The sequence below is a fragment of the Streptomyces sp. NPDC060031 genome (assembly GCF_042736805.1).
Lineage (GTDB): Bacteria > Actinomycetota > Actinomycetes > Streptomycetales > Streptomycetaceae > Streptomyces.
Genome location: NZ_JBHWVM010000050.1, coordinates 33470 through 53268 on the forward strand (window position 1 = coordinate 33470; position 19799 = coordinate 53268).

Genomic DNA, 19799 nt, shown 5'->3' on the forward strand with positions numbered 1-19799 from the left:
ACCACCGACGCTTTGCCGACTCATGGGTGGTCATTGGCGCAGGACCGTGACGCCACGTTAGGCGCCGCGCTTTTCCGCTGGGTTAACCCACGTTTCGGGGAGGTACCCGGTTCGACTCCCGGGCCCCGCGCTCCGGGTTCCGTATACGGAAGCGACCTCGCTCAGCAGCCGGTGGCCGTGGCCGTCTCGGCCGGGGCGCCGGTGGTCCAGGGCAGGGCGATCCAGACGGTCTTGCCGCCGTCCCCGGTGGGGCTGACCGAAAGCCGGCCGCCGGCCTCCGCGGTGAGCCAACGGATGATGACCATCCCCCGGCCGTTGTCCTGCTGGACGGCGGCCGGGAGCCGCTTGGGCCAGCGCGGGTGGCTGTCGGTCACCCCGACGCGGAGCCACTCCTCGCGTTCGAGGCGGACGTCGACGGTGAAGGTGGGCGACTGGCCGAAAGTGTGCTGTACGGCGTTGGTGGCGAGCTCCGAAACGATCAGCCGGACGCTGTCGGCCGTGTCGGCGCCGGCGCCGTGATCGGGGAGTCCCCACTCGTTCAGCACCTCCGCGACGTAGCGGCGGGCGGTGGCGACCGAAGCGGGATCGCTCGGCAGAGTGACGGATGCTTCCTGGTGATCTGCCATGGCGACGGTCCCTTTCCCACCGGGGCCAAGCCGCCCCGGATCTGTGCTGGACGCCAGAGTGTCACCCATCCTGCCGCGGTTTCTCCCGTTCTCCCAAGTTATGCATATATCTGTCGCTCGATGCGGTGAACTCTGCTACGGAAGAGCGTATTTGGACGGCAGACTGGTGCGAGCTGTGCCGGTGGAAGGAGGCGGGTGTGCAGCACGGTCCCGCGGTACGCCGGCGCAAGCTCGGCGAGGAGCTGCGTGCACTGCGCGACCGGTCCGGACTCACCAGTGGTGAGGCGGCCCGGCTCGTGGGATGGCACCAGTCGAAAATCAGCCGCATCGAGACGGGGCGCAGCGGCGTCAAGGTGGACGACATCCGCCGGCTCCTCGATGCCTACGGGGAGCTGGTGAGCCCCGAGCAGCGGGCGCTGCTGGAAGCCCTCTCGGTATCGGCGGCCGGCCCCGCCCCGGACGTCGGCACCGGGCGCGGCCGCCAGTGGTGGCACGACTACCGGGGGCTGCTGCCCCAGGAGTACCGGGACTTCATCAGCCTGGAGGCCGGGGCCCGCTCGGCCCGCACCGTGGAACTGTCCGTGGTTCCGGGGCTGTTGCAGACCCCCGAGTACGCGCGCGCCGTGACCCGGGCCGCGCTGGGCGGGCTGCCGGAGCCGAAGGTGGACGCGCTGGTCGAGGTACGGCTGGCCCGGCAGTCGGTGCTGCGCGCGGAACCGCCGCTGGAGCTGAGCGCCGTACTGGACGAGGCGGTGCTGCGACGGAAGATCGGCGGGCCGGGGGTGATGGCCGAGCAGTTGCGGTACCTGGTGGAGGTGGCGCAGCTGCCTCAAGTGCGGCTGCAGGTACTGCCGTTCAGCGTGGGGGGACATCTCGGCCTGACCGGGCCGTTCGTTATTTTCTCATTTCCGAACATCGCTGATCTGGATGTGGTGGTACTCGACCACTTGACGAGTAGCCTCTACCTGGAGCGGAAGGAAGACCTAGAGGCGTACAGCGCAGCGTTCCGCACCATCCAGGCGCACGCCCTCCCGCCCCACGACTCGTCGGATCTCATCAGCTCACTCGCTGACGACGCGTAAGGAGGCACTCCCGTGTCCGCAACCCCCTTATCCACCAGCGGACTTCTGATCAGCGCGCGGTGGCGGCGGAGCAGCCGCAGCACCGGAATGAACAACTGCGTGGAAACCGCCGTCCTGCGCGGCGGCCTGCTGGCCGTCCGCGACTCCAAGCGGACGGACGGCCCGGCCGTGCTCTTCACCGGGCCGGCCTGGGACGGCTTCCTCATCGCCGTGCGGGCGGACGCGCCCCTCGCGTAGCGCCGCTCAGCGGTCCGCGGCTCCGGCCGGAGCGGTCCGCAGGATCGTTTCGACGGCCCGGGTGATCTCGTCCCCCGTGAGATCGGCCCGGGCTGTCAGCCGCAGCCGGGAGATGCCGTCCGGCACCGACGGCGGCCGGAAGCACCCCACGGACAGACCTGCCTCGCGGCAGTCGGCGGCCCAGCGCAGTGCCGCCGAGGCCGACGGGGCCCGTACCGACACCACGGCCGCGTCCGGCCGGGCCGCGGTCAGGCCGGACGCGGTGAGCCGCCCGTACAGCTCGGCGGACACCTCCCGGGCCCGGCCGGCCCGCTCCGGTTCCCGCCGCAGCAGGCGCAGGCTCGCCAGTGCGGCGCCCGCGGCGGCCGGAGCCAGCCCGGTGTCGAAGATGAAGGTCCGGGCGGTGTTGACGAGGTGCCGGATCACCTTGGCCGGGCCGAGCACGGCGCCGCCCTGGCTGCCCAGGGACTTCGAGAGGGTCAGCGTCGCGACCACCCCGGGCGCGCCCGCGAGTCCGGCGGCGTGCAGCGCTCCGCGGCCGCCCTCGCCCAGTACGCCCAGCCCGTGCGCGTCGTCCACGACCAGGGCCGCGCCCTCGTCCCGGCAGGCGGCGGCGTAGGCGGCGAGCGGGGCGGCGTCCCCGTCCACGGAGAACACCGAGTCGCTGACGAGCATCGCCCGGCCCCCGAACGCGGCGAGCGTCTTGCGCGCGGTATCCGGGTCGGAGTGCGGGACGACGGCGGTCTCGGCGCGCGAGAGGCGGCAGCCGTCCACGATCGAGGCGTGGTTCCCGGCGTCGGAGACGACCAGGGTGCCGCGGTCGCTGAGGGCGGTGACGGCGGCGAGGTTGGCGGCGTACCCGGAGGAGAGGACCAGCGCGGCCTCGAAACCGCAGAAGTCCGCGAGTTCCCGCTCGAGCTCGGCATGAAGCTCGGTCGTACCGGTCACGAGGCGCGATCCAGTCGCTCCGGCGCCCCACCGCTCGGCCGCCTCGCGGGCGCCCCGGACGGTCTCGGGGTGCCTGGACAGCCCGAGGTAGTCGTTGCTCGCGAGATCGAGGAGCGGCGAGGAGGCCGCGCGCGGGCGCAGGGTCCTGACCAGTCCGGCCTGCTCGCGGGCCTGCTCCGCGCCGTCGATCCAGGCGAAGACGTCCACGGGTTCGGGGGTGTGCTGGGGCATCGGCGGTCCTCGCGTTTTGTCGGCAGTCCACAGACCTGCCCGACCCTAGCGGCCGTGACTCGAGCGCCAGGTGTGGCGATACACACACTCCGTTCCGGCCATGTTGTTGGATCTCTCCTTGGCCGGGAGTGGTCGTGTGGTCCAGGATCGGCGTCATGGACCTGCTGAACACCCTGGTGGACAAGGGGCTGCGGCGCGAGCTGCCGACCCGCGAAGAGGCACTCGCCGTGCTGGCGACCTCTGACGACGAACTGCTCGACGTGGTGGCCGCGGCCGGCAAGGTGCGCCGCCAGTGGTTCGGGCGTCGGGTCAAGCTGAACTACCTGGTCAACCTGAAATCCGGCCTCTGCCCCGAGGACTGCTCCTACTGCTCGCAGCGGCTGGGATCGAAGGCCGAGATCCTCAAGTACACGTGGCTGAAGCCCGAGGAGGCCTCGCAGGCCGCGGCGGCGGGCGTCGCGGGCGGGGCGAAGCGGGTGTGCCTGGTGGCGAGCGGCCGCGGGCCCACGGACCGCGATGTGGACAGGGTCGGCAAGACCATCGAGGCCATCAAGGAGCAGAACGAGGGCGTCGAGGTCTGTGCCTGCCTCGGCCTGCTCTCGGACGGCCAGGCGGAGCGCCTGAAGGACGCGGGCGCGGATGCCTACAACCACAACCTGAACACCTCCGAGGCGACGTACGGTCAGATCACCAAGACCCACACGTACGCGGACCGCGTCGACACCGTGCAGAAGGCGCACGCGGCGGGCCTGTCGGCCTGCTCCGGCCTGATCGCGGGCATGGGCGAGAGCGACGAGGACCTCGTCGACGTCGTCTACTCGCTGCGCGAGCTGGACCCGGACTCGGTGCCGGTCAACTTCCTGATCCCGTTCGAGGGCACCCCGCTGGCCAAGGAGTGGAACCTCACCCCGCAGCGCGCCCTGCGCATCCTGGCGATGGTGCGGTTCGCCTGCCCCGACGTCGAGGTCCGCCTCGCGGGCGGGCGCGAGGTGCACCTGCGTTCCATGCAGCCGCTCGCCCTGCACCTGGTCAACTCGATCTTCCTCGGCGACTACCTGACCAGTGAGGGCCAGGCCGGGCAGGCCGACCTCGACATGATCGCGGATGCCGGTTTCGAGGTGGAGGGCGCCGGTACGTCGACCCTTCCCCGGCACCGCTCCGAGGCCGCGCCCGCGGCGGCGGCCGGCGGCTGCGGCTCTCACGGCGGCGCCTCGGTGTGCGGCTCCGGTTCCGGTTCCGCGGGCTCCGCCGACGAGGCCGGCTGCGGTTCGGCGTGCGGCGGCTGCTCCGGGCACGCGGAGCCGGCGGCCGTGGCGGCGCAGGCCGGTGCCGGGGAGGTGCGCCCGGACCTGGTGGCGGTCCGGCGCCGCGGCGCGGGGACGGATCTCGCCCCCAATGCCTGACACGCACCCCATGCACGACCCGCTCGACCGGATGTCGGCCGCCGCCGAACTGCTCGACCTGGACCGGCAGCACGTCTGGCACCCGTACGGTCCGATGCCCGGGCGGGAGGGGCCACTGCTGGTCTCCTCCGCCTCGGGCGTCCGGCTGCGGCTCGCCGCCCCGGCCCAGGGCCGGGACGAGCTGGTGGACGGGATGTCCTCCTGGTGGTCGGCGATCCACGGCTACAACCACCCGGCGCTCAACGAGGCCGCGAGCGACCAGCTCGGCCGCATGTCGCACGTCATGTTCGGCGGGCTCACCCACGAGCCCGCCATCCGGCTGGCCGCCCGGCTGGTCGAGATCACCCCGGCCGGGCTGGAGCACGTCTTCCTCTCCGACTCGGGCTCGGTGGCCGTCGAGGTCGCCGTGAAGATGTGCCTCCAGTACTGGCGCTCGGTGGGGCGCACCGGCAAGACCCGGCTGATGACCTGGCGCGGCGGCTACCACGGGGACACCTGGCAGCCGATGGCCGTCTGCGACCCCGAGGGCGGGATGCACGAGCTGTGGCAGGGTCATCTGCCCCGGCAGGTCTTCGCGGACGCGCCGCCCGGCACCTTCGACTCGCCCGTGGACCCGGCGTACGCCGACCACCTGCGTGCCGTGATCGCCGAGCACGCGGACGAGCTCGCCGCGGTGATCGTGGAGCCGGTGGTCCAGGGCGCGGGCGGCATGCGCTTCCACAGCCCGGACTACCTGCGGGTGCTCCGGGAACTGTGCGACGAGTACGACGTCCTGCTCATCCTGGACGAGATCGCGACGGGCTTCGGCCGCACCGGCGCCCTGTTCGCGGCGGACCACGCCGGGATCACCCCGGACGTGATGTGCCTGGGCAAGTCGCTGACCGGCGGCTACCTGACGCTGGCGGCCACGCTGTGCACGAGCCGGGTGGCCGACGGCATCTCGCACGGCGAGGTACCGGTGCTGGCGCACGGGCCCACCTTCATGGGCAACCCGCTCGCGACGGCGGTGGCGCTGGCCTCGATCGACCTGCTCCTGAACCAGGACTGGGCGCGTGAGATCAAGCGCATCGAGGCGGGCCTGCACGAGGGCCTCGCCCCGGCCGCCGCGCTCCCCGGGGTCAAGGACGTCCGCGTCCTCGGCGCCATCGGCGTCGTCCAGCTCGACCACCCCCTCGACATGGCGCGCGCGACCCGGGCGGCCGTCGGGGAGGGCGTCTGGCTGCGCCCGTTCCGGGACCTGATCTACACCATGCCGCCGTTCGTCACGGGTGACGCCGATGTCGCGCGCATCTGCCGCGCGGTCGTCGCCGCGGCCCGGGAGGTCTGACATGTCCGTGGTGATCGTCTCCGGTACGGGCACGGAAATCGGCAAGACGGTGGTCACTTCCGCCATCGCGGCGGCCGCACTGGCCGCCGGCCGCTCGGTCGCGGTCCTCAAGCCCGCCCAGACGGGCGTGGCTCCGCACGAGCCGGGTGACGCGGCGGAGGCCGTCCGCCTGGCCGGACCGGCCGTCACCGCGGTGGAACTGGTCCGCTACCCCGAGCCCTTGGCCCCCGACACCGCGGCCCGCCGCGCGGGTCTGGCCACGGTCTCCCCGGCCGAGATCGCGCGGGCGGCCGAGCGGCTGTCCGCCGACCACGACCTGGTACTGGTGGAGGGCGCGGGCGGACTCCTGGTGCGCTTCGACGAGTCGGGGCACACCCTGGCCGACGCGGCCCGGCTGCTCGGCGCGCCGACGCTGGTCGTCACACAGGCGGGCCTGGGCACCCTCAACTCGACGGAGCTCACGGCCGAGGCCCTGCGCGCCCGGCAGCTGACCGCCCTGGGCGTGGTCATCGGCAGTTGGCCGCGGCAGCCGGACCTGGCCGCGCGCTGCAACCTGGCCGGCCTGCCCGCGGTCTCGGGGCTCCCGCTCCTGGGCGCGGTCCCGCAGGGCGCGGGCACCCTGGACCCCGAGGCGTTCCGCCGGGCCTCCCCCGGCTGGCTGGCCCCGGCCCTGTCGGGCACCTGGTCGCCGGAGTCGTTCCTGACGGCCTGGCCGGCGTAGGGCTGTCCGCCGTCCCCTCCGGGCCCGTTCGGCGCCCGGGGGGATGGCGTCCGCGATCCGGGGGAGACTGACGGTACGCGTCCGCCCGCCCCGGAGGTACGTCATGGCGAAGCAGAGCAAACGCGCACCCGGCCCGTCGGCCGACGATCCCGTCCGCCATCCGCTCTTCGCCCGCTTCTACGCCCGCGCCAGCGTCCAGGCCGACATCCGGGGCGGAATCGCCGAACTGCGCCGGGAGCTCCTGCACGGGGTGAGCGGCCGCGTCATCGAGATCGGCGCCGGCAACGGCCTCAACTTCGCCCACTACCCCCGTGCCGTCTCCGAGGTCGTCGCCGTGGAGCCCGAGCGCACCCTGCGCCGTCTCGCGGTCGAGGCGGCCCAGCGCGCCGAGGTCCCGGTCGACGTCGTGCCCGGCGCCGCCGAGGCCCTGCCGGTCAAGAGCGAGGCCTTCGATGCCGCCGTCGCCTGCCTGGTGCTGTGCACCGTACGGGACCTGCACCGCTCCCTCGCGGAGCTGCACCGGGTGCTGCGCCCCGACGCCGAACTGCGGTTCTTCGAGCACGGGCTGGCTCCCGGCCCCGGCATGGCCGCCGTCCAGCGGGCGTTGGACCGTACGGTCTGGCCCCACCTCTTCGGCGGGTGCCACACCTCCCGCGACCCCGTCGCGGCGATCGAGGCAGCCGGGTTCCGGATCGTCTCGCGGCGCGGGTTCCGGCTGCCCGCCCGCGGGCCGGCGCTGCCGACCTCGTACTGCGTCATCGGCTCGGCCCGTCGCTCGCCCGCGTGAGCCATTCCGAAGCCGTGGTTCCACGCCTACTCTCGCCCCCGACAAGGCGATTGCCTACCCGGGGGAGAGCAAGTGGTCCGTAACCAGCCCACGGAAACGACCCGGACGGTGCCAGGGCCGACGGCCGCCCGGGCCCGCGCCCTGACCAAGGCGTACGGCAGCGGTGAGACCTGCGTACTCGCGCTCGACGCGGTCGACGTGGACATCGCCCGCGGCCGGTTCACGGCGGTGATGGGTCCCTCCGGCTCCGGCAAGTCCACGCTGATGCACTGTCTGGCCGGGCTGGACACCGTCTCCGGCGGCCAGGTCTGGCTCGGGGAGACCGAGATCACCGGCCTGCCCGACCGCCGGCTGACCCGGCTGCGGCGCGACCGGGTCGGCTTCGTGTTCCAGTCGTTCAACCTCCTGCCGACCCTGACCGCCGCCGAGAACATCACGCTGCCGATGGACATCGCCGGCCGCCGCCCCGATCAGGAGTGGCTGGACCGCGTCATCGACACCCTGGGCCTGCACGACCGCCTCCACCACCGCCCGGGCCAGCTCTCGGGCGGTCAGCAGCAGCGCGTGGCCTGCGCCCGGGCGCTCGCCTCCCGGCCCGAGCTGATCTTCGCGGACGAGCCCACAGGCAACCTCGACTCCCGCTCCGGCGCCGAAGTCCTCGACCTCCTGCGCACGGCGGTGGACTCCCTCGGCCAGACGGTCGTGATGGTCACCCACGACCCCGGAGCCGCCGGCCGTGCGGACCTGGTGCTCTTCCTCGCGGACGGCCGGATCGTCGACCGCATGCCGGACCCCACGGCGGAAGCGGTGCTGGAACGGATGCGCCGCCTGTCCTCCCCCACCGTCGACACGGCCGGCGCCCCCGCGGCCGACTCCCCCGAGGGCTGAGGCCGTACTCCGGGCGCCCTGCGCAGCGAGTGACGGCGAGGGCCACCGCCGCCCGGATCACCCGTTCAGCGGCTTCACCCAGCGCGTCCACTGGTCCTGGGAGCGGTAGCCGGCCGCGTTCCAGGCCCCGTGCGCGTTCTCGTTGCGTACGAGCACCATGGCGTCCGCACGCCGCCCGCCGAGCGCCACGAACCGCTCCTCGGCGGCCGCGAGCAGCGCCGATCCGATCCCCTGCCTGCGGCGCTCGGGGTGCACGGCGAGCCGGTACAGGTGGCAGCGCCAGCCGTCGAAGCCCGCGATGACCGTGCCGACGAGTTCGCCGTCGCGGCGCGCGAGCAGCAGGGCCTGCGGGTCGCGGGCGTGGAGGCGCTCGACGCCGTCGAGGTCGTCGCTGATACTCGTGCCCTCGGCGGCCGCTTTCCAGAACGCGAGGACGGCGGCGAGGTCGGACTCCGAAGCGGGGCCGATATGAAGATCAGTCATACCGGGATCCCACCACGGCCCGGGGGGTCCGCCAAAAGAATTATCCGGCCGCTTTGCCCTTCCTTTACCATGGGGGAATCGTCCCCTCGAACACGACTCGAATGAAAGGTGTGAGCGTCCGCCCATGGGCGAGACTCCCAGTCCACGACATCGCGCGACACCCCTCCTCCTGGCCGATCATGGGACGGAGGTGATCGACCGATGACCGAAGTGCTCCTCCTCGTCGTGGCGCTGCTGCTCTGCCTTGCCTGCGGGGCCTTCGTCGCGGCCGAGTTCTCGCTGACCACCATCGAGCGCAGCGAGTTGGAGCGGGCCGTCGAACGCGGCGAGCGCGGGGCCGACAGCGCCCTGGCCGCCGTCCGCACCCTCACCTTCCAGCTTTCCGGCGCCCAGCTCGGCATCACCGTGACCGGCCTGGTCATCGGCATGCTCTCCAAGCCCTCGATCGCGGCTCTCCTCAAGGGCCCCTTCGAGGCCATGGGGCTGTCCTCGGGCGCCGCTTCCTCCACCGCCCTGGTCCTGGGCACCGCCCTGTCGACCGTCGTCCTGATGGTCGTGGGCGAGCTGGTGCCCAAGAACTGGGCGATCTCCTCCCCGCTGGCCGTCGCCAAGCGCGTGGCCACGATGCAGCGGGTCTTCAGCCGGGCCTTCGGGCCGCTGATCGGCCACCTCAACACCACCGCCAACCACATGGTGCGGCGGCTCGGCATGGAGCCCGCCGAGGAGCTCGCCTCCGCGCGCACCCCGCAGGAGCTGGTGGCGCTGGCCCGGCACTCCGCGAAGGCCGGCGCACTGGAGAAGGACACCGCCGAGCTGTTCGTGCGGACCCTGAACCTCGCCGACCTGACCGCCGAGAACGTCATGACCCCGCGCGTCCAGGTCACCGCCCTCGACCTGCAGACCACCGCCGAGGACGTGGCGAACGCGACGCTGGCCACCGGCCTGTCGCGCTTCCCCGTCTACCGGGGCAACCTCGACACCGTCGTCGGCACCGTCCACATCAAGGACGTACTGGCGCTGCCCGCCGAGGAACGGCACCACCACCCGGTGTCCTCGCTGCTGCGCGAGCCGCTCCTCGTACCGGAGTCGCTGACCGTGGACCGGCTGCTGGACCGGCTGTCCGGCAAGCAGACTATGGCCGTGGTCATCGACGAGTACGGCGGCACGGCGGGCGTGGCCACGCTGGAGGACATCGTCGAGGAGGTCGTCGGCGAGGTACGCGACGAGCACGACCCGCACGAGACCTCCGACCTGGACCCGGCCGGCGAGGACGACACCGGGCGCACGCTCTTCTCCGCCGACGGCTCCGCCCGCACCGACCAGCTGCAGCGGATCGGGCTGCGGGTGCCGGACGGCCCGTACGAGACGCTGGCCGGTCTGATAGCGACCGAGCTGGGCCGGATCCCGGTCGTCGGCGACAGCCTCGAGCTGGACGGCTGGCGCCTGGACGTGGTGGACGCGAGCGGGCGGCGAGCCGCGCGGGTGCTGTTGCACGTGCCCGCGGCCGACCAGGGTGACGAGCGTACGAAGGGGGTCCGATGATTGCGGTCCAGTTGCTGATCGGCTTGGCGACCCTGGTCGTCAACGCCTTCTTCGTCGGCGCGGAGTTCGCGCTGATCTCGGTCCGGCGCAGCCAGATCGAGCCGTACGCCGAGCAGGGCGACCGGCGGGCCCGCGCGGTGCTGTGGGGGCTGGAGCACGTGTCGGCGCTGATGGCGGCGGCGCAGTTGGGCATCACGCTGTGCACCCTGGTGCTCGGTGTGGTCGCGGAGCCGGCCATCGCGCACCTGCTGGCGCCGCTGTTCGACCTCGTCGGGGTGCCGGACGGCCTGACGCACGCGATCTCCTTCGTGGTCGCGCTGGCCCTGGCGACGTACCTGCACATGCTGTTCGGCGAGATGGTGCCGAAGAACGTGGCGCTGGCCGAGCCGGTGCGTACCGCGCTGCTGCTCGGTCCGCCGCTGGTGACCCTCACCCGGGCGCTGCGGCCGGTGATCTTCGCGATCAACGCCTTCGCCAATGCCCTGCTGCGGCTGCTGCGGGTGGACGTGAAGGACGAGGTCGCGGCGACGTTCACCGACGACGAGCTGGCGCGGATCGTGAAGGACTCGAGCGACGCGGGGCTCATCGACGGACGGGCGAGCGAGCGGCTGTACGACGCCCTGGAGCTGGGGCGCAGGCCGGTCACCGATGTGGTGCTGCCCGCGGACGGGGTGGTGTCGGCCCGGGAAGGCATCACGCCCGCCGGTCTGGAGCGGCTGTCGGCCGAGTCCGGGTACTCCCGCTTCCCGGTGGTCGACGCTCAGCACGGCATCCTCGGCTACCTGCACGTCAAGGACGTCCTGGACGTGACGGAGCGGGACGAGCCCTTCCCGGTCGCCGCGCTGCGGCCGATCGCCCAGGTACGGGCGCAGACCCCGCTGGACGACGTACTGACCGCGATGCGGCGCAGCCGTACGCACCTGGCTGCGGTGCTCGGAGCCGATGGCACCATGACGGGCCTGGTCACGATGGAGGACGTGCTGCGCGAGCTGTTCGACAGGCCGGCTTCCGCGCAGTGATCCGCACGGAGATCCACTTGTACGTGTGGTCCCCGGCCCTGCGGGGCCGGGGTACCGCGCGGTAGCATCGCTCCGCCATGGAGATGAATGCGTCTTACACCAGTTTTGTCGCGGTCGGCGACTCCTTCACCGAGGGGATGTCCGACCTGCTCCCGGACGGCTCCTACCGGGGCTGGGCCGATCTGCTGGCCGCCCGCCTCGCGGCGCGCGAGCCCGCCTTCCGCTACGCCAACCTCGCCGTGCGCGGGAAGCTGATCGGCCAGATCGCCGCGGACCAGGCCCCGGCGGCCGCCGCGATGGGCGCCGACGTGGTGACCCTGGTGGGCGGGCTGAACGACGCGCTTCGGCCCAAGGTCGACATGGGCCGGGTGCGCGGGCACCTGGAGGAGGCGGTGGAGCTGCTCGCCCCCTCCTGCAAGACGCTGGTCCTGATGCGGTCCCCGGGTCGCAACGGGCCGGTGATGGAGCGCTTCCGCCCGCGCATGGAGGAGCTCTTCGTCATCATCGAGGAGCTCGCCGAGCGGCACGGCGCGCTCGTGGTGGACCTGTACGGGCCCGCCGTCCTCGGGGATCCGCGGATGTGGGACGTGGACCGGCTGCACCTGACGGCCGAGGGCCACCGCCGGGTCGCGGAGGCCGTCTGGCAGACGCTGGGCCTGCCGTCGCAGGAGGACTGGCGCACCGAACTCCCGCCCTCGCTCCCGCCGGGCTGGACCGTGCGCCGATCCCAGGACCTGAGTTTCGCGCGACAGCACCTGCTCCCCTGGATCGGCCGCCGGCTCACGGGCCGCTCCTCCGGGGACGGCCTCCCGGCCAAGCGCCCCGAGCTGCTGCCGTACGAGGCTTCGGCGAGCGAGCGGCTCTCGTAGCAAGGCACAATCCGAGGCGGGGTCCCTACCTGCGTAAACACACAGCGGGAGCCCAAGTAGAATCCCTACACGTGACAGCCAAGCCCCGCATCCCCAATGTCCTGGCCGGCCGCTACGCCTCCGCGGAGCTCGCCGTCCTGTGGTCCCCCGAGTACAAGGTGACGCTGGAGCGGCGGCTGTGGCTCGCCGTCCTGCGCGCCCAGAAGGACCTCGGTATCGAGGTCCCCGACGAGGCTCTCGCCGACTACGAGCGCGTCCTCGAGACCGTCGACCTCGCCTCCATCGCCGAGCGCGAGAAGGTCACCCGGCACGACGTGAAGGCCCGCATCGAGGAGTTCAACGACCTCGCCGGCCACGAGCACGTCCACAAGGGCATGACCTCGCGCGACCTGACCGAGAACGTCGAGCAGCTCCAGATCCGGCTGTCGCTGGAACTGGTCCGCGACCGCACGGTTGCCGTCCTCGCCCGCCTCGGCAAGCTGGCCGGCGAGCACGCCGAACTGGTCATGGCCGGCCGCTCCCACAACGTCGCCGCGCAGGCGACCACCCTGGGCAAGCGCTTCGCCACCGCGGCCGACGAGCTGCTGGTCGCCTACGGCCGCCTGGAGGACCTGCTCGGCCGCTACCCGCTGCGCGGGATCAAGGGCCCCGTCGGCACCGCCCAGGACATGCTCGACCTGCTCGGCGGGGACTCCGCCAAGCTCGCCGACCTGGAGCAGCGCATCGCCACCCACCTCGGCTTCGCAGAGGCCTTCACCTCGGTCGGCCAGGTCTACCCGCGCTCGCTCGACTACGACGTGGTCACCGCCCTGGTGCAGCTGGCCGCCGCACCGTCCTCGATCGCCAAGACGATCCGCCTGATGGCCGGCCACGAACTGGTCACCGAGGGCTTCAAGCCCGGCCAGGTCGGCTCCTCCGCGATGCCGCACAAGATGAACACCCGCTCCTGCGAGCGCGTGAACGGCCTCATGGTCATCCTGCGCGGCTACGCCTCGATGACCGGCGAGCTGGCCGGCGACCAGTGGAACGAGGGCGACGTCTCCTGCTCCGTGGTCCGCCGGGTGGCCCTGCCCGACGCGTTCTTCGCGCTCGACGGCCTGATGGAGACCTTCCTGACGGTCCTCGACGAGTTCGGCGCCTTCCCCGCCGTCGTGGCCCGCGAGCTGGACCGCTACCTCCCCTTCCTCGCCACCACCAAGGTCCTGATGGGCGCGGTGCGGGCCGGGGTCGGCCGCGAGACCGCCCACGAGGTCATCAAGGAGCACGCGGTGGCCTCCGCGCTCGCCATGCGCGAGCAGGGCGCCGAGCGCAACGAGCTGCTGGACAAGCTGGCCGCCGACGAGCGGATGCCGCTGGACCGTGCCCAGCTCGACGCGCTGATGGCCGACAAGCTGTCCTTCACCGGCGCCGCGAGCGACCAGGTGGCGGCGGTGGTCTCCCGCATCGAGGCGATCGCCAAGCAGCACCCGGAGGCTGCCGGGTACACGCCGGGGTCGATCCTCTGACCCCCGACGAGCTGAACGCCGCCCGTGACCGCGTCCTCCCGGACGTGGTCGCGGGCGGTCTGCGTGTGCTCTTCTGCGGAATCAACCCGGGGCTCCTCTCCGCCGCGACGGGCCACCATTTCGCCCGCCCCGGCAATCGCTTCTGGCCCGTCCTGCACCTGTCCGGTTTCACCCCGCGCCGGCTGGCCCCCGCCGAGCAGGAGGAACTGCTGACCTACCGCCTCGGCATCACCAACGTCGTCGCCCGCGCCACGGCCCGCGCCGACGAGTTGAGTGCCGAGGAGTTCCGGGAGGGCGGCCGCATCCTGACGGCCAAGGTGGAACTGCTGCGCCCCCGCTGGCTGGCCGTGGTCGGAGTGACCGCCTACCGGACCGCCTTCGGCGAGCGAAGGGCCCAGATCGGCCCCCAGGATCGAACCATCGGCTCCACCCGCATCTGGGCCCTCCCCAACCCCAGCGGCCTCAACGCCCACTGGACAGCGGAGTCCATGGCCCAGGAGTACGCCCGCCTGCGCGCGGCCGCGGACCCCACAGCCGACGAGGCGCCTGCCCGGACTCCTTAGGGCGGGTCGATCACGGTGACCGCGGCCATCAGCTGCGGTGAGTGGTCGGCCCCCCAGCGGGACTCGTAGACCGCGACCCACCGGCCCCCGGCCCGCCAGAGGTGGAGGCACTCGGTGGTGTCGCCGATCTCCCGCCAAGGCTCCGCCACCTCCTCCCCGTCCTCCCCGTCCACCCGCAGCCGCAGGCTCGCCAGGGTGAACACATCCGGGTCCCCCCAGCGCTCCGCCAGCCGCTGGGCCAGAGCCTCGCACTCGGCGGCGACCTGCTCCTCCTGCGCCACCCGGCCCCCCGCGTCCTCGTCCCCGTACCAGCGGCTCCCGCCCAGTTCCGCGAGGTGGTATCCGGGGCCGCTGGTACCCACTTCGGACCTGGCTCGGACATCCGGGAAATCTCGCGTCCGCAGCCGGTCGATCGTGTCGAGATGCTCTGCCGTGGTCATACCGTCAGTATCACGGGGGGCACTGACAACTGGCCGGGCGTCACGCGTCCCGCCGGCGCACCGCCAGCCAGCCGCCGATCAGCGCGACCGCCGCCCACAGCGCCAGGACCCCAAGGCCGCTCCAAGGGCCGAGGGCGCCCTGCGACTCCAACCGCATCGCCATCTGCCCGGCCCGGTCCGGCAGGTACTCGGCCGCACCCTCGGCAGCCGCACCGACGACGAACGAGACCATCAACACCAGGGGTATGAGCAGGCTCAGGACGACTGTCGCACTGCGCAGCACCGCCGTCAGCCCCGCCGCGAGCAAGGCCATCAGCGTCAGGTAGACCCCACTTCCGAAGATGGCGCGAAGGCTGCCGGGGTCACCCAGACCGAGGGCGTACCGGCCCATGAACGCCTGACCCGCCACGAAGGTGAGGAACCCGGTGACCTGGCCCACCACAAAGGCGAGTCCGCCCACCATCGCAATCTTCGACAGGTAGAAGCGGGTGCGGTTCGGCACCGCGACCAGCGATGTGCGCAGGGCGCCGTTGTGGAACTCGGCGGACAATGCGCTCGCTCCGAAGGCGAAGGCGGCGATCTGCCCGAAGTTGATGCTGTAGAAGGCCGCGAGGAGCGGATCGTCACCCATGCTGCCGGCTTCGGCCCGGCCTAGCGCCGCGGCCGTCAGCACCTGGATCCCGACGGTGGCGGCGAAGAGGGATATCAGCGCCCCGAAGGTGCCACGGAGGGACCGTATCTTGATCCATTCCGAGTGCATGACGGGGACGGTGGGCAGAGCGGCGCTCATGGCGAAGCCTCCTTGAAGGTGGGTGAAAGGTCAGCGGGTGGCAGTGAACTGCGCATGGCCGGCCGTGAGGTCGAGGTAGGCCTGCTCCAGCGAGGCCCGCTCGTCGGCGAGTTCCAGCATGGGAATGCCCTCCCGGGCGGCAATGGCTCCGAGTTGATCGGCCCGTATGCCGTCCACGGTCCAGCGCCCGGCATCGGCATCGACCAGGTCGAAGCCCTCCCGGGCGAGGGCCTCCCGCAACCGGGCCGGTTCCGAGGTGCGCAACCGCGCCCGCGGGGCGCTGCGGGCGTCTATGAACTCCTCCATCGAGGTGTCGGCCAACAGCCTGCCCTGCCCGAGCACGACCAGGTGGTCCGCGAGCGTGGCCGTCTCCGACATCAGGTGGCTGGAGACGAGGACCGTGCGCCCCTCGGCGGCGAGGCCGCGCATCAGCTCCCGGATCCAGATGACGCCCTCGGGGTCGAGGCCGTTGGTCGGCTCGTCCAGCAGCAGCACCCCGGGGTCGCCGAGCAAGGCGGCGGCTATGCCCAGGCGCTGGCGCATGCCGAGTGAGAAGGACTTGATCCGCCGCTTCGCGGCCGAGGCGATCCCGGCCTGCTCCAGCACTTCCTCCACCCGGCTCATCGGGATGCGGTTGCCGGCGGCGAGGAAGCGCAGGTGGTCCCGGGCACTCCTCCCGCCGTGGGCGGCCTGCGCGTCCAGGAGCGCGCCGACGCGGCGCAGCGGGTCCGAGAAGTCGGTGAACCGCAGGCCCCCGATGGTGGCCGTCCCGGAGGTGATCCGGTCCAGCCCCAGCAGCAGGCGCATCGTGGTGGACTTGCCGGCGCCGTTGGGCCCGAGGAAACCGGTGACCCGGCCGGGCAGTACGTCGAAGGTCAGGTGGTCCAGGGCCCGGGTGCGGCCGTATTCCTTGGTCAGTTCTCGGATCTCGATGCTGTTCATGTCTCAAGATTCGCCGCCGACCCCACCCCTCTTCCTCCCCCATGCGAGGGTCTCGTCTCCCCCACGTGGGGGAGACGCCCTTGAGCTGCGCGATGTCACGATGGGTGCATGTGCCGACTGCTCCGTGCTCCGCTCCAATCAGTGACCTACTCGCGCTGGTTGCACCTGTGTGTGCCCGTCCTGTTGCTGGCCATATGGTTGTTCATAGAGCCCGAAGCCCCGTGGGCGCCGTTGCTGATCGTCCTGCCGTTCGGGCTGCTGCCCTGGATGCGGCTGGCGGAGGGGCTGCAGGCCCAGTTGCTCCTCACGCCCTACGATCGCGGTTCGGCCGCGAGCACCATAAGCACCGTCCCGTCAGCGCGGTGGAGCGACCGCTGGCGGACGGTCCTGTGGCTGGAAATACGGATGGCCGTCGCTCTCATCGCGATGTTCCCGACCGTGTGGCTGCCGATGCTGACCGTCGAGTTGATCCAGACTGCGCTGGGGTACTCGCTGGCCTCGGATGCCCTGCTGCCGTTCACTCCCCCGCGCTGGGCCGCCGTGCTGCTCGCCCCGGTGCCCTTGCTCCTCCTCATGGTCTGCGTGGTCCTGCTCGGCGAGATGATCACCGCGGTCGCCCGCAAACTGCTCGGACCTTCCGCGGCCGAGCGGCTCACCGCACTCGAGGCTCGCACCGAGCAGTTGCTGGAGCGGACCCGGATCGCGCGGGAGCTGCACGACTCAATCGGTCATGCCCTGACCGTGGCGGTCGTCCAGGCGGGGGCCGCGCGGGCGGCCGGCGATCCCGAGTTCACGGACCGGGCCCTCGAAGCCATCGAGGAGACCGGCCGCGCCGCGCTGGAGGATCTGGAGCGGGTGCTGCTGGTGCTGCGGGAGTCGGCGCAATCGCCGTCGCAGCGGCCGACGCTGGCGGAGGCGGACCGACTGCTGAACTCGGCGCGCGCCTCCGGCTCGGCGGTGGACGTGGAACTGACCGGCCCGCTGGAGAAGTTGCCGGGCCCCGTCACCCGGGAGGGGTACCGCATCCTGCAGGAGGCTCTGACCAATGTGCTGCGGCACTGCGGCCCCGTGCCGGTCCGGGTCCGGATCGGGGTGGCCGCCGACCGACTCGACCTGGAGGTGACGAATCCGTTGCCGCAGCGGCCCACCCTCATGGCGGGCAGCGGAAGCGGACTGCGCGGGATGCGGGAGCGGGCCGCGCTGCTGGGAGGGCAGGCCGAGACCGGGCCGTACGAGGGCAGTTGGAGGGTGCGCGCGCGGCTCCCGCTGGAGCGCATACGCTGACCGGATGCCGGTTACCGTACTGCTCGTCGACGACGAACCCCTGGTCCGCGCGGGTCTGCGCGCCGTCCTGGAGGCCCAGCCCGACATCGAGGTGGTGGGCGAGGCTGCCGACGGCGCCTCCGTGGTCCCACTCGTGCGGCAGCTGCGCCCGGACGTCGTGGCCATGGACGTCCGGATGCCGCTGCTCGACGGGATCGAGGCGACCCGGGCCGTCCTGCGGTCCGTGGACTCCCCGCCGAAGATCCTCGTGGTCACCACCTTCGAGAACGACGAGTACGTCTATCAGGCGCTGCGGGCCGGGGCGGACGGGTTCCTGCTGAAAAGGGCCCGGCCGTCGGAGATCGTGCACGCGGTACGGCTGGTGGCGGAGGGGGAGACCCTGCTGTTCCCCGCAGCGGTGCGGGCCCTGGCCGCGGAGTACGGAAACCGGCAGGCCCGGACGGTGCTGGAGCGGGCGGCGCTGACCGAGCGGGAGGAAGGCGTGCTGCGGCTGATGTCCCGGGGGCTGACCAATGTGGAGATCGCCCGCGAGCTGATCGTCGGTACGGAGACCGTGAAGTCCCACGTGAGCGCGATTCTGGGAAAGCTGGGGGCGCGGGACCGGACCCAGGCGGTGATCACCGCGTACGAGTCGGGTTTCGTCGCCCCGGCCTGAGCGGCCACGACACGGAGAGGAAGGGTTGATTCCGGTCAATGGGGGGCTGGATCTCGCCGCCGGACCGGGTGCGCAGTACGATCCGGCTGACACGGCTCGCTAGCTGGGAGGACACACGTTGGGGCAGCTGACCGGCGGGGACCCCTCTCTGCTCCGGCGGATCAATTCGGCGGTGGTGCTCCGGGCACTGCGCGCGGCCCAATCGCCGACCCTCACCGACCTCACCCGGCTGACCGGACTCTCCCGGCCGACCGTCGAAGGGGTCGTGGAGGGGCTGATGGGGACGGGCCTCGCCGTCGAGGCCGACGCCGAGGGAGGCGCGCGGCGACAGGGGCGGCCGGCCCGGCGGTTCCGGTTCCGGGCCGAGGCGGGACACCTGCTCGGCGTGGAGATCGGCTCCCACCGGATCGCCGTACTGCTGTCCGGGCTGGACGGACGGGTGATCGGCGCCGGCACCAAGGACGTGGCCGAGACGGCGTCCGCCGATGAGCGGCTGGAGCGGGTGCGTACGGCTGTCGCCGACCTGTTGCGCCGGGCCGGGGTACCGCGGGACTCCCTGCGGGCCGTCGGCGTGGGCAGCCCCGGGATCGTCGAGGCCGACGGCACCGTACGGCTCGGCACGGCGCTGCCCGGCTGGACGGGGCTGCCGCTCGGGGAGCGGCTGCGGCGCTCGTTCCGCTGCCCGGTGCAGGTGGAGAACGACGCCAATGCGGCGGCGGTCGCCGAGCACTGGAAGGGGGCCGCGCAGGACACCGACGACATGGTGTTCGTGATGGCCGGACTGAGTCCCGGCGCGGGCTCCCTGATCGGCGGCCGGCTGCACCGTGGCTTCGGCGGAGCGGCCGGCGAGATCGGGGCGCTGCACCTGCTGGGTCGCGAGGTGACGCCGGAGAAGCTGCTGTCGACCACCGGTGAGCCGTTGCATCCGCTGGACGAGCAGGCCGTCGCCGGGGTCTTCGCGATGGCCAAGCGGGGCGACGAGCGGGCGGTGGCCGCGATGCAGCGGTTCGTCCAGCGGCTGGTGCACGACGTCGCGGCGCTGGTGCTGGCCATGGATCCGGAGCTGGTGGTGGTCGGCGGTTGGGCCGCCGGTCTGGACGGGGTCCTGGATCCACTGCGCCGGGAGCTGGAACGCTACTGCCTCCGCCCCCCGCGGGTGGCGCTCTCCCTGCTCGGCGAGGCGGCGGTGGCGACGGGCGCGCTGCGGCTCGCGCTGGACCACGTCGAGGAGGAACTGTTCGCGGTGGAGAAGACGGTCACCACCCGCCGCCGCTGACCCCGCCGGGGCGACGCCGCCCTGCCTTCCCCGGCCCCGCGCGACGGGATGCGGACCGGCGCACTCCCTAGTGCTCTGGCCGGAGGGGTTTGCCGGTTCGCGGCGTCCGGTGCGGTGCGTCGCAAGGCGGAGGGCCACGGCTCGTACTGGACGTACTTGCGTGGTCCGACAACGCGGCGAG

21 protein-coding genes are annotated in these 19799 nt (G+C 72.4%); 15 read left to right on the forward strand and 6 right to left on the reverse strand.

The features are described from left to right. Positions 1–161 precede the first annotated feature (161 nt). A complete protein-coding gene (locus ACFWB8_RS22140; protein ID WP_385229587.1) occupies positions 162–626 on the reverse strand; it encodes an ATP-binding protein in 465 nt (154 codons plus the stop codon). Positions 627–823: 197 nt separating this feature from the next. Between ACFWB8_RS22140 and ACFWB8_RS22145 the strand changes: the two genes are divergently transcribed. Together ACFWB8_RS22145 and ACFWB8_RS22150 are read left to right on the forward strand one after the other, a co-directional pair. Beyond that, positions 824–1708: a helix-turn-helix domain-containing protein gene (locus tag ACFWB8_RS22145; protein ID WP_385229590.1), complete on the forward strand. Its 885-nt coding sequence runs from the start codon at positions 824–826 to the stop codon at positions 1706–1708. Positions 1709–1720: 12 nt separating this feature from the next. Beyond that, positions 1721–1945, forward strand: a complete 225-nt coding sequence (locus tag ACFWB8_RS22150; protein ID WP_385229593.1) for a DUF397 domain-containing protein — start codon at positions 1721–1723, stop codon at positions 1943–1945. Between the two features lie 6 nt (positions 1946–1951). Here ACFWB8_RS22150 and ACFWB8_RS22155 read toward each other — a convergent pair whose 3' ends face one another. Further along, complete coding sequence (locus ACFWB8_RS22155; RefSeq protein WP_385229596.1) at positions 1952–3124, reverse strand: 8-amino-7-oxononanoate synthase; 1173 nt, start codon at positions 3122–3124, stop codon at positions 1952–1954. Positions 3125–3279: 155 nt separating this feature from the next. On the opposite strand from ACFWB8_RS22155, the gene bioB reads away from it, so the two are divergent. The 5 genes from bioB (at position 3280) to ACFWB8_RS22180 (ending at position 8250) form a co-directional block, all read left to right on the forward strand. Continuing rightward, complete coding sequence (gene bioB, locus ACFWB8_RS22160) at positions 3280–4527, forward strand: biotin synthase BioB (protein WP_385229599.1); 1248 nt, start codon at positions 3280–3282, stop codon at positions 4525–4527. 10 nt (positions 4528–4537) lie between these two features. Next, complete coding sequence (locus ACFWB8_RS22165; RefSeq protein ID WP_385229653.1) at positions 4538–5854, forward strand: adenosylmethionine--8-amino-7-oxononanoate transaminase; 1317 nt, start codon at positions 4538–4540, stop codon at positions 5852–5854. A 1-nt stretch (position 5855) separates the two neighbouring features. Next, positions 5856–6575, forward strand: coding sequence for a dethiobiotin synthase (gene bioD / locus ACFWB8_RS22170; protein WP_385229602.1), 720 nt, complete (start codon positions 5856–5858; stop codon positions 6573–6575). Between the two features lie 103 nt (positions 6576–6678). Next, positions 6679–7362, forward strand: a complete 684-nt coding sequence (locus ACFWB8_RS22175; protein ID WP_385229605.1) for a class I SAM-dependent methyltransferase — start codon at positions 6679–6681, stop codon at positions 7360–7362. 108 nt (positions 7363–7470) lie between these two features. Continuing rightward, on the forward strand, positions 7471–8250 hold the full coding sequence (locus tag ACFWB8_RS22180) for an ABC transporter ATP-binding protein (RefSeq protein ID WP_385229608.1): 780 nt from the start codon (positions 7471–7473) through the stop codon (positions 8248–8250). Between the two features lie 57 nt (positions 8251–8307). On the opposite strand, the gene ACFWB8_RS22185 is transcribed toward ACFWB8_RS22180, so the two are convergent. Next, the gene (locus ACFWB8_RS22185) at positions 8308–8733 is read right to left on the reverse strand and encodes a GNAT family N-acetyltransferase (RefSeq protein WP_385229611.1); all 426 of its coding nucleotides are present in this window, start codon (positions 8731–8733) and stop codon (positions 8308–8310) included. A 201-nt stretch (positions 8734–8934) separates the two neighbouring features. On the opposite strand from ACFWB8_RS22185, the gene ACFWB8_RS22190 reads away from it, so the two are divergent. The 5 genes from ACFWB8_RS22190 to mug all read left to right on the forward strand — a co-directional run bounded on the left by ACFWB8_RS22190 (position 8935) and on the right by mug (position 14231). After that, positions 8935–10275 carry a hemolysin family protein gene (locus tag ACFWB8_RS22190; protein ID WP_385229614.1) on the forward strand — a complete coding sequence of 447 codons (1341 nt, stop codon included), beginning with the start codon at positions 8935–8937 and terminating at the stop codon, positions 10273–10275. Continuing rightward, a complete protein-coding gene (locus ACFWB8_RS22195) occupies positions 10272–11294 on the forward strand; it encodes a hemolysin family protein (protein WP_385229617.1) in 1023 nt (340 codons plus the stop codon). Before ACFWB8_RS22190 ends, ACFWB8_RS22195 begins: the two co-directional genes overlap by 4 nt. A 77-nt stretch (positions 11295–11371) precedes the next feature. Further along, complete coding sequence (locus ACFWB8_RS22200; RefSeq protein ID WP_385229620.1) at positions 11372–12163, forward strand: SGNH/GDSL hydrolase family protein; 792 nt, start codon at positions 11372–11374, stop codon at positions 12161–12163. 71 nt (positions 12164–12234) lie between these two features. Then, complete coding sequence (gene purB / locus ACFWB8_RS22205) at positions 12235–13668, forward strand: adenylosuccinate lyase (RefSeq protein WP_385229623.1); 1434 nt, start codon at positions 12235–12237, stop codon at positions 13666–13668. After that, positions 13665–14231 carry a G/U mismatch-specific DNA glycosylase gene (gene mug / locus ACFWB8_RS22210; protein WP_385229656.1) on the forward strand — a complete coding sequence of 189 codons (567 nt, stop codon included), beginning with the start codon at positions 13665–13667 and terminating at the stop codon, positions 14229–14231. Before purB ends, mug begins: the two co-directional genes overlap by 4 nt. Here mug and ACFWB8_RS22215 read toward each other — a convergent pair. The 3 genes from ACFWB8_RS22215 to ACFWB8_RS22225 are packed head-to-tail and all read right to left on the reverse strand — an operon-like array spanning position 14228 to position 16403. Then, entirely contained in the window at positions 14228–14671 is a 444-nt protein-coding gene (locus ACFWB8_RS22215; protein ID WP_385229626.1) for a hypothetical protein, read from the reverse strand. The genes mug and ACFWB8_RS22215 overlap by 4 nt on opposite strands. Before the next feature lie 40 nt (positions 14672–14711). Beyond that, positions 14712–15461, reverse strand: a complete 750-nt coding sequence (locus ACFWB8_RS22220) for an ABC transporter permease (RefSeq protein WP_385229629.1) — start codon at positions 15459–15461, stop codon at positions 14712–14714. Positions 15462–15491: 30 nt separating this feature from the next. Further along, positions 15492–16403, reverse strand: coding sequence for an ATP-binding cassette domain-containing protein (locus tag ACFWB8_RS22225; RefSeq protein ID WP_385229632.1), 912 nt, complete (start codon positions 16401–16403; stop codon positions 15492–15494). 108 nt (positions 16404–16511) lie between these two features. Between ACFWB8_RS22225 and ACFWB8_RS22230 the strand changes: the two genes are divergently transcribed. From ACFWB8_RS22230 to ACFWB8_RS22240, 3 genes are all read left to right on the forward strand, one after another. Further along, entirely contained in the window at positions 16512–17687 is a 1176-nt protein-coding gene (locus tag ACFWB8_RS22230; RefSeq protein ID WP_385229635.1) for a sensor histidine kinase, read from the forward strand. A gap of 4 nt (positions 17688–17691) precedes the next feature. Beyond that, entirely contained in the window at positions 17692–18342 is a 651-nt protein-coding gene (locus tag ACFWB8_RS22235; RefSeq protein ID WP_385229638.1) for a response regulator, read from the forward strand. 118 nt (positions 18343–18460) lie between these two features. After that, the gene (locus ACFWB8_RS22240) at positions 18461–19618 is read left to right on the forward strand and encodes an ROK family protein (RefSeq protein ID WP_385229641.1); all 1158 of its coding nucleotides are present in this window, start codon (positions 18461–18463) and stop codon (positions 19616–19618) included. The last annotated feature ends 181 nt before the right edge of the window (positions 19619–19799 follow it).

What these genes read in the sequence shown, in the direction of transcription:
- ACFWB8_RS22140 (WP_385229587.1), bottom strand. Translation starts at nt 626, where the DNA reads ATGGCAGATCACCAGGAAGCATCCGTCACTCTGCCGAGCGATCCCGCT.
- ACFWB8_RS22155 (WP_385229596.1), bottom strand. Translation starts at nt 3,124, where the DNA reads ATGCCCCAGCACACCCCCGAACCCGTGGACGTCTTCGCCTGGATCGAC.
- bioB (WP_385229599.1), top strand. Translation starts at nt 3,280, where the DNA reads ATGGACCTGCTGAACACCCTGGTGGACAAGGGGCTGCGGCGCGAGCTG.
- ACFWB8_RS22165 (WP_385229653.1), top strand. Translation starts at nt 4,538, where the DNA reads ATGCACGACCCGCTCGACCGGATGTCGGCCGCCGCCGAACTGCTCGAC.
- bioD (WP_385229602.1), top strand. Translation starts at nt 5,856, where the DNA reads ATGTCCGTGGTGATCGTCTCCGGTACGGGCACGGAAATCGGCAAGACG.
- ACFWB8_RS22175 (WP_385229605.1), top strand. Translation starts at nt 6,679, where the DNA reads ATGGCGAAGCAGAGCAAACGCGCACCCGGCCCGTCGGCCGACGATCCC.
- ACFWB8_RS22185 (WP_385229611.1), bottom strand. Translation starts at nt 8,733, where the DNA reads ATGACTGATCTTCATATCGGCCCCGCTTCGGAGTCCGACCTCGCCGCC.
- ACFWB8_RS22190 (WP_385229614.1), top strand. Translation starts at nt 8,935, where the DNA reads ATGACCGAAGTGCTCCTCCTCGTCGTGGCGCTGCTGCTCTGCCTTGCC.
- ACFWB8_RS22195 (WP_385229617.1), top strand. Translation starts at nt 10,272, where the DNA reads ATGATTGCGGTCCAGTTGCTGATCGGCTTGGCGACCCTGGTCGTCAAC.
- ACFWB8_RS22200 (WP_385229620.1), top strand. Translation starts at nt 11,372, where the DNA reads ATGGAGATGAATGCGTCTTACACCAGTTTTGTCGCGGTCGGCGACTCC.
- ACFWB8_RS22215 (WP_385229626.1), bottom strand. Translation starts at nt 14,671, where the DNA reads ATGACCACGGCAGAGCATCTCGACACGATCGACCGGCTGCGGACGCGA.
- ACFWB8_RS22220 (WP_385229629.1), bottom strand. Translation starts at nt 15,461, where the DNA reads ATGAGCGCCGCTCTGCCCACCGTCCCCGTCATGCACTCGGAATGGATC.
- ACFWB8_RS22225 (WP_385229632.1), bottom strand. Translation starts at nt 16,403, where the DNA reads ATGAACAGCATCGAGATCCGAGAACTGACCAAGGAATACGGCCGCACC.
- ACFWB8_RS22230 (WP_385229635.1), top strand. Translation starts at nt 16,512, where the DNA reads ATGTGCCGACTGCTCCGTGCTCCGCTCCAATCAGTGACCTACTCGCGC.
- ACFWB8_RS22235 (WP_385229638.1), top strand. Translation starts at nt 17,692, where the DNA reads ATGCCGGTTACCGTACTGCTCGTCGACGACGAACCCCTGGTCCGCGCG.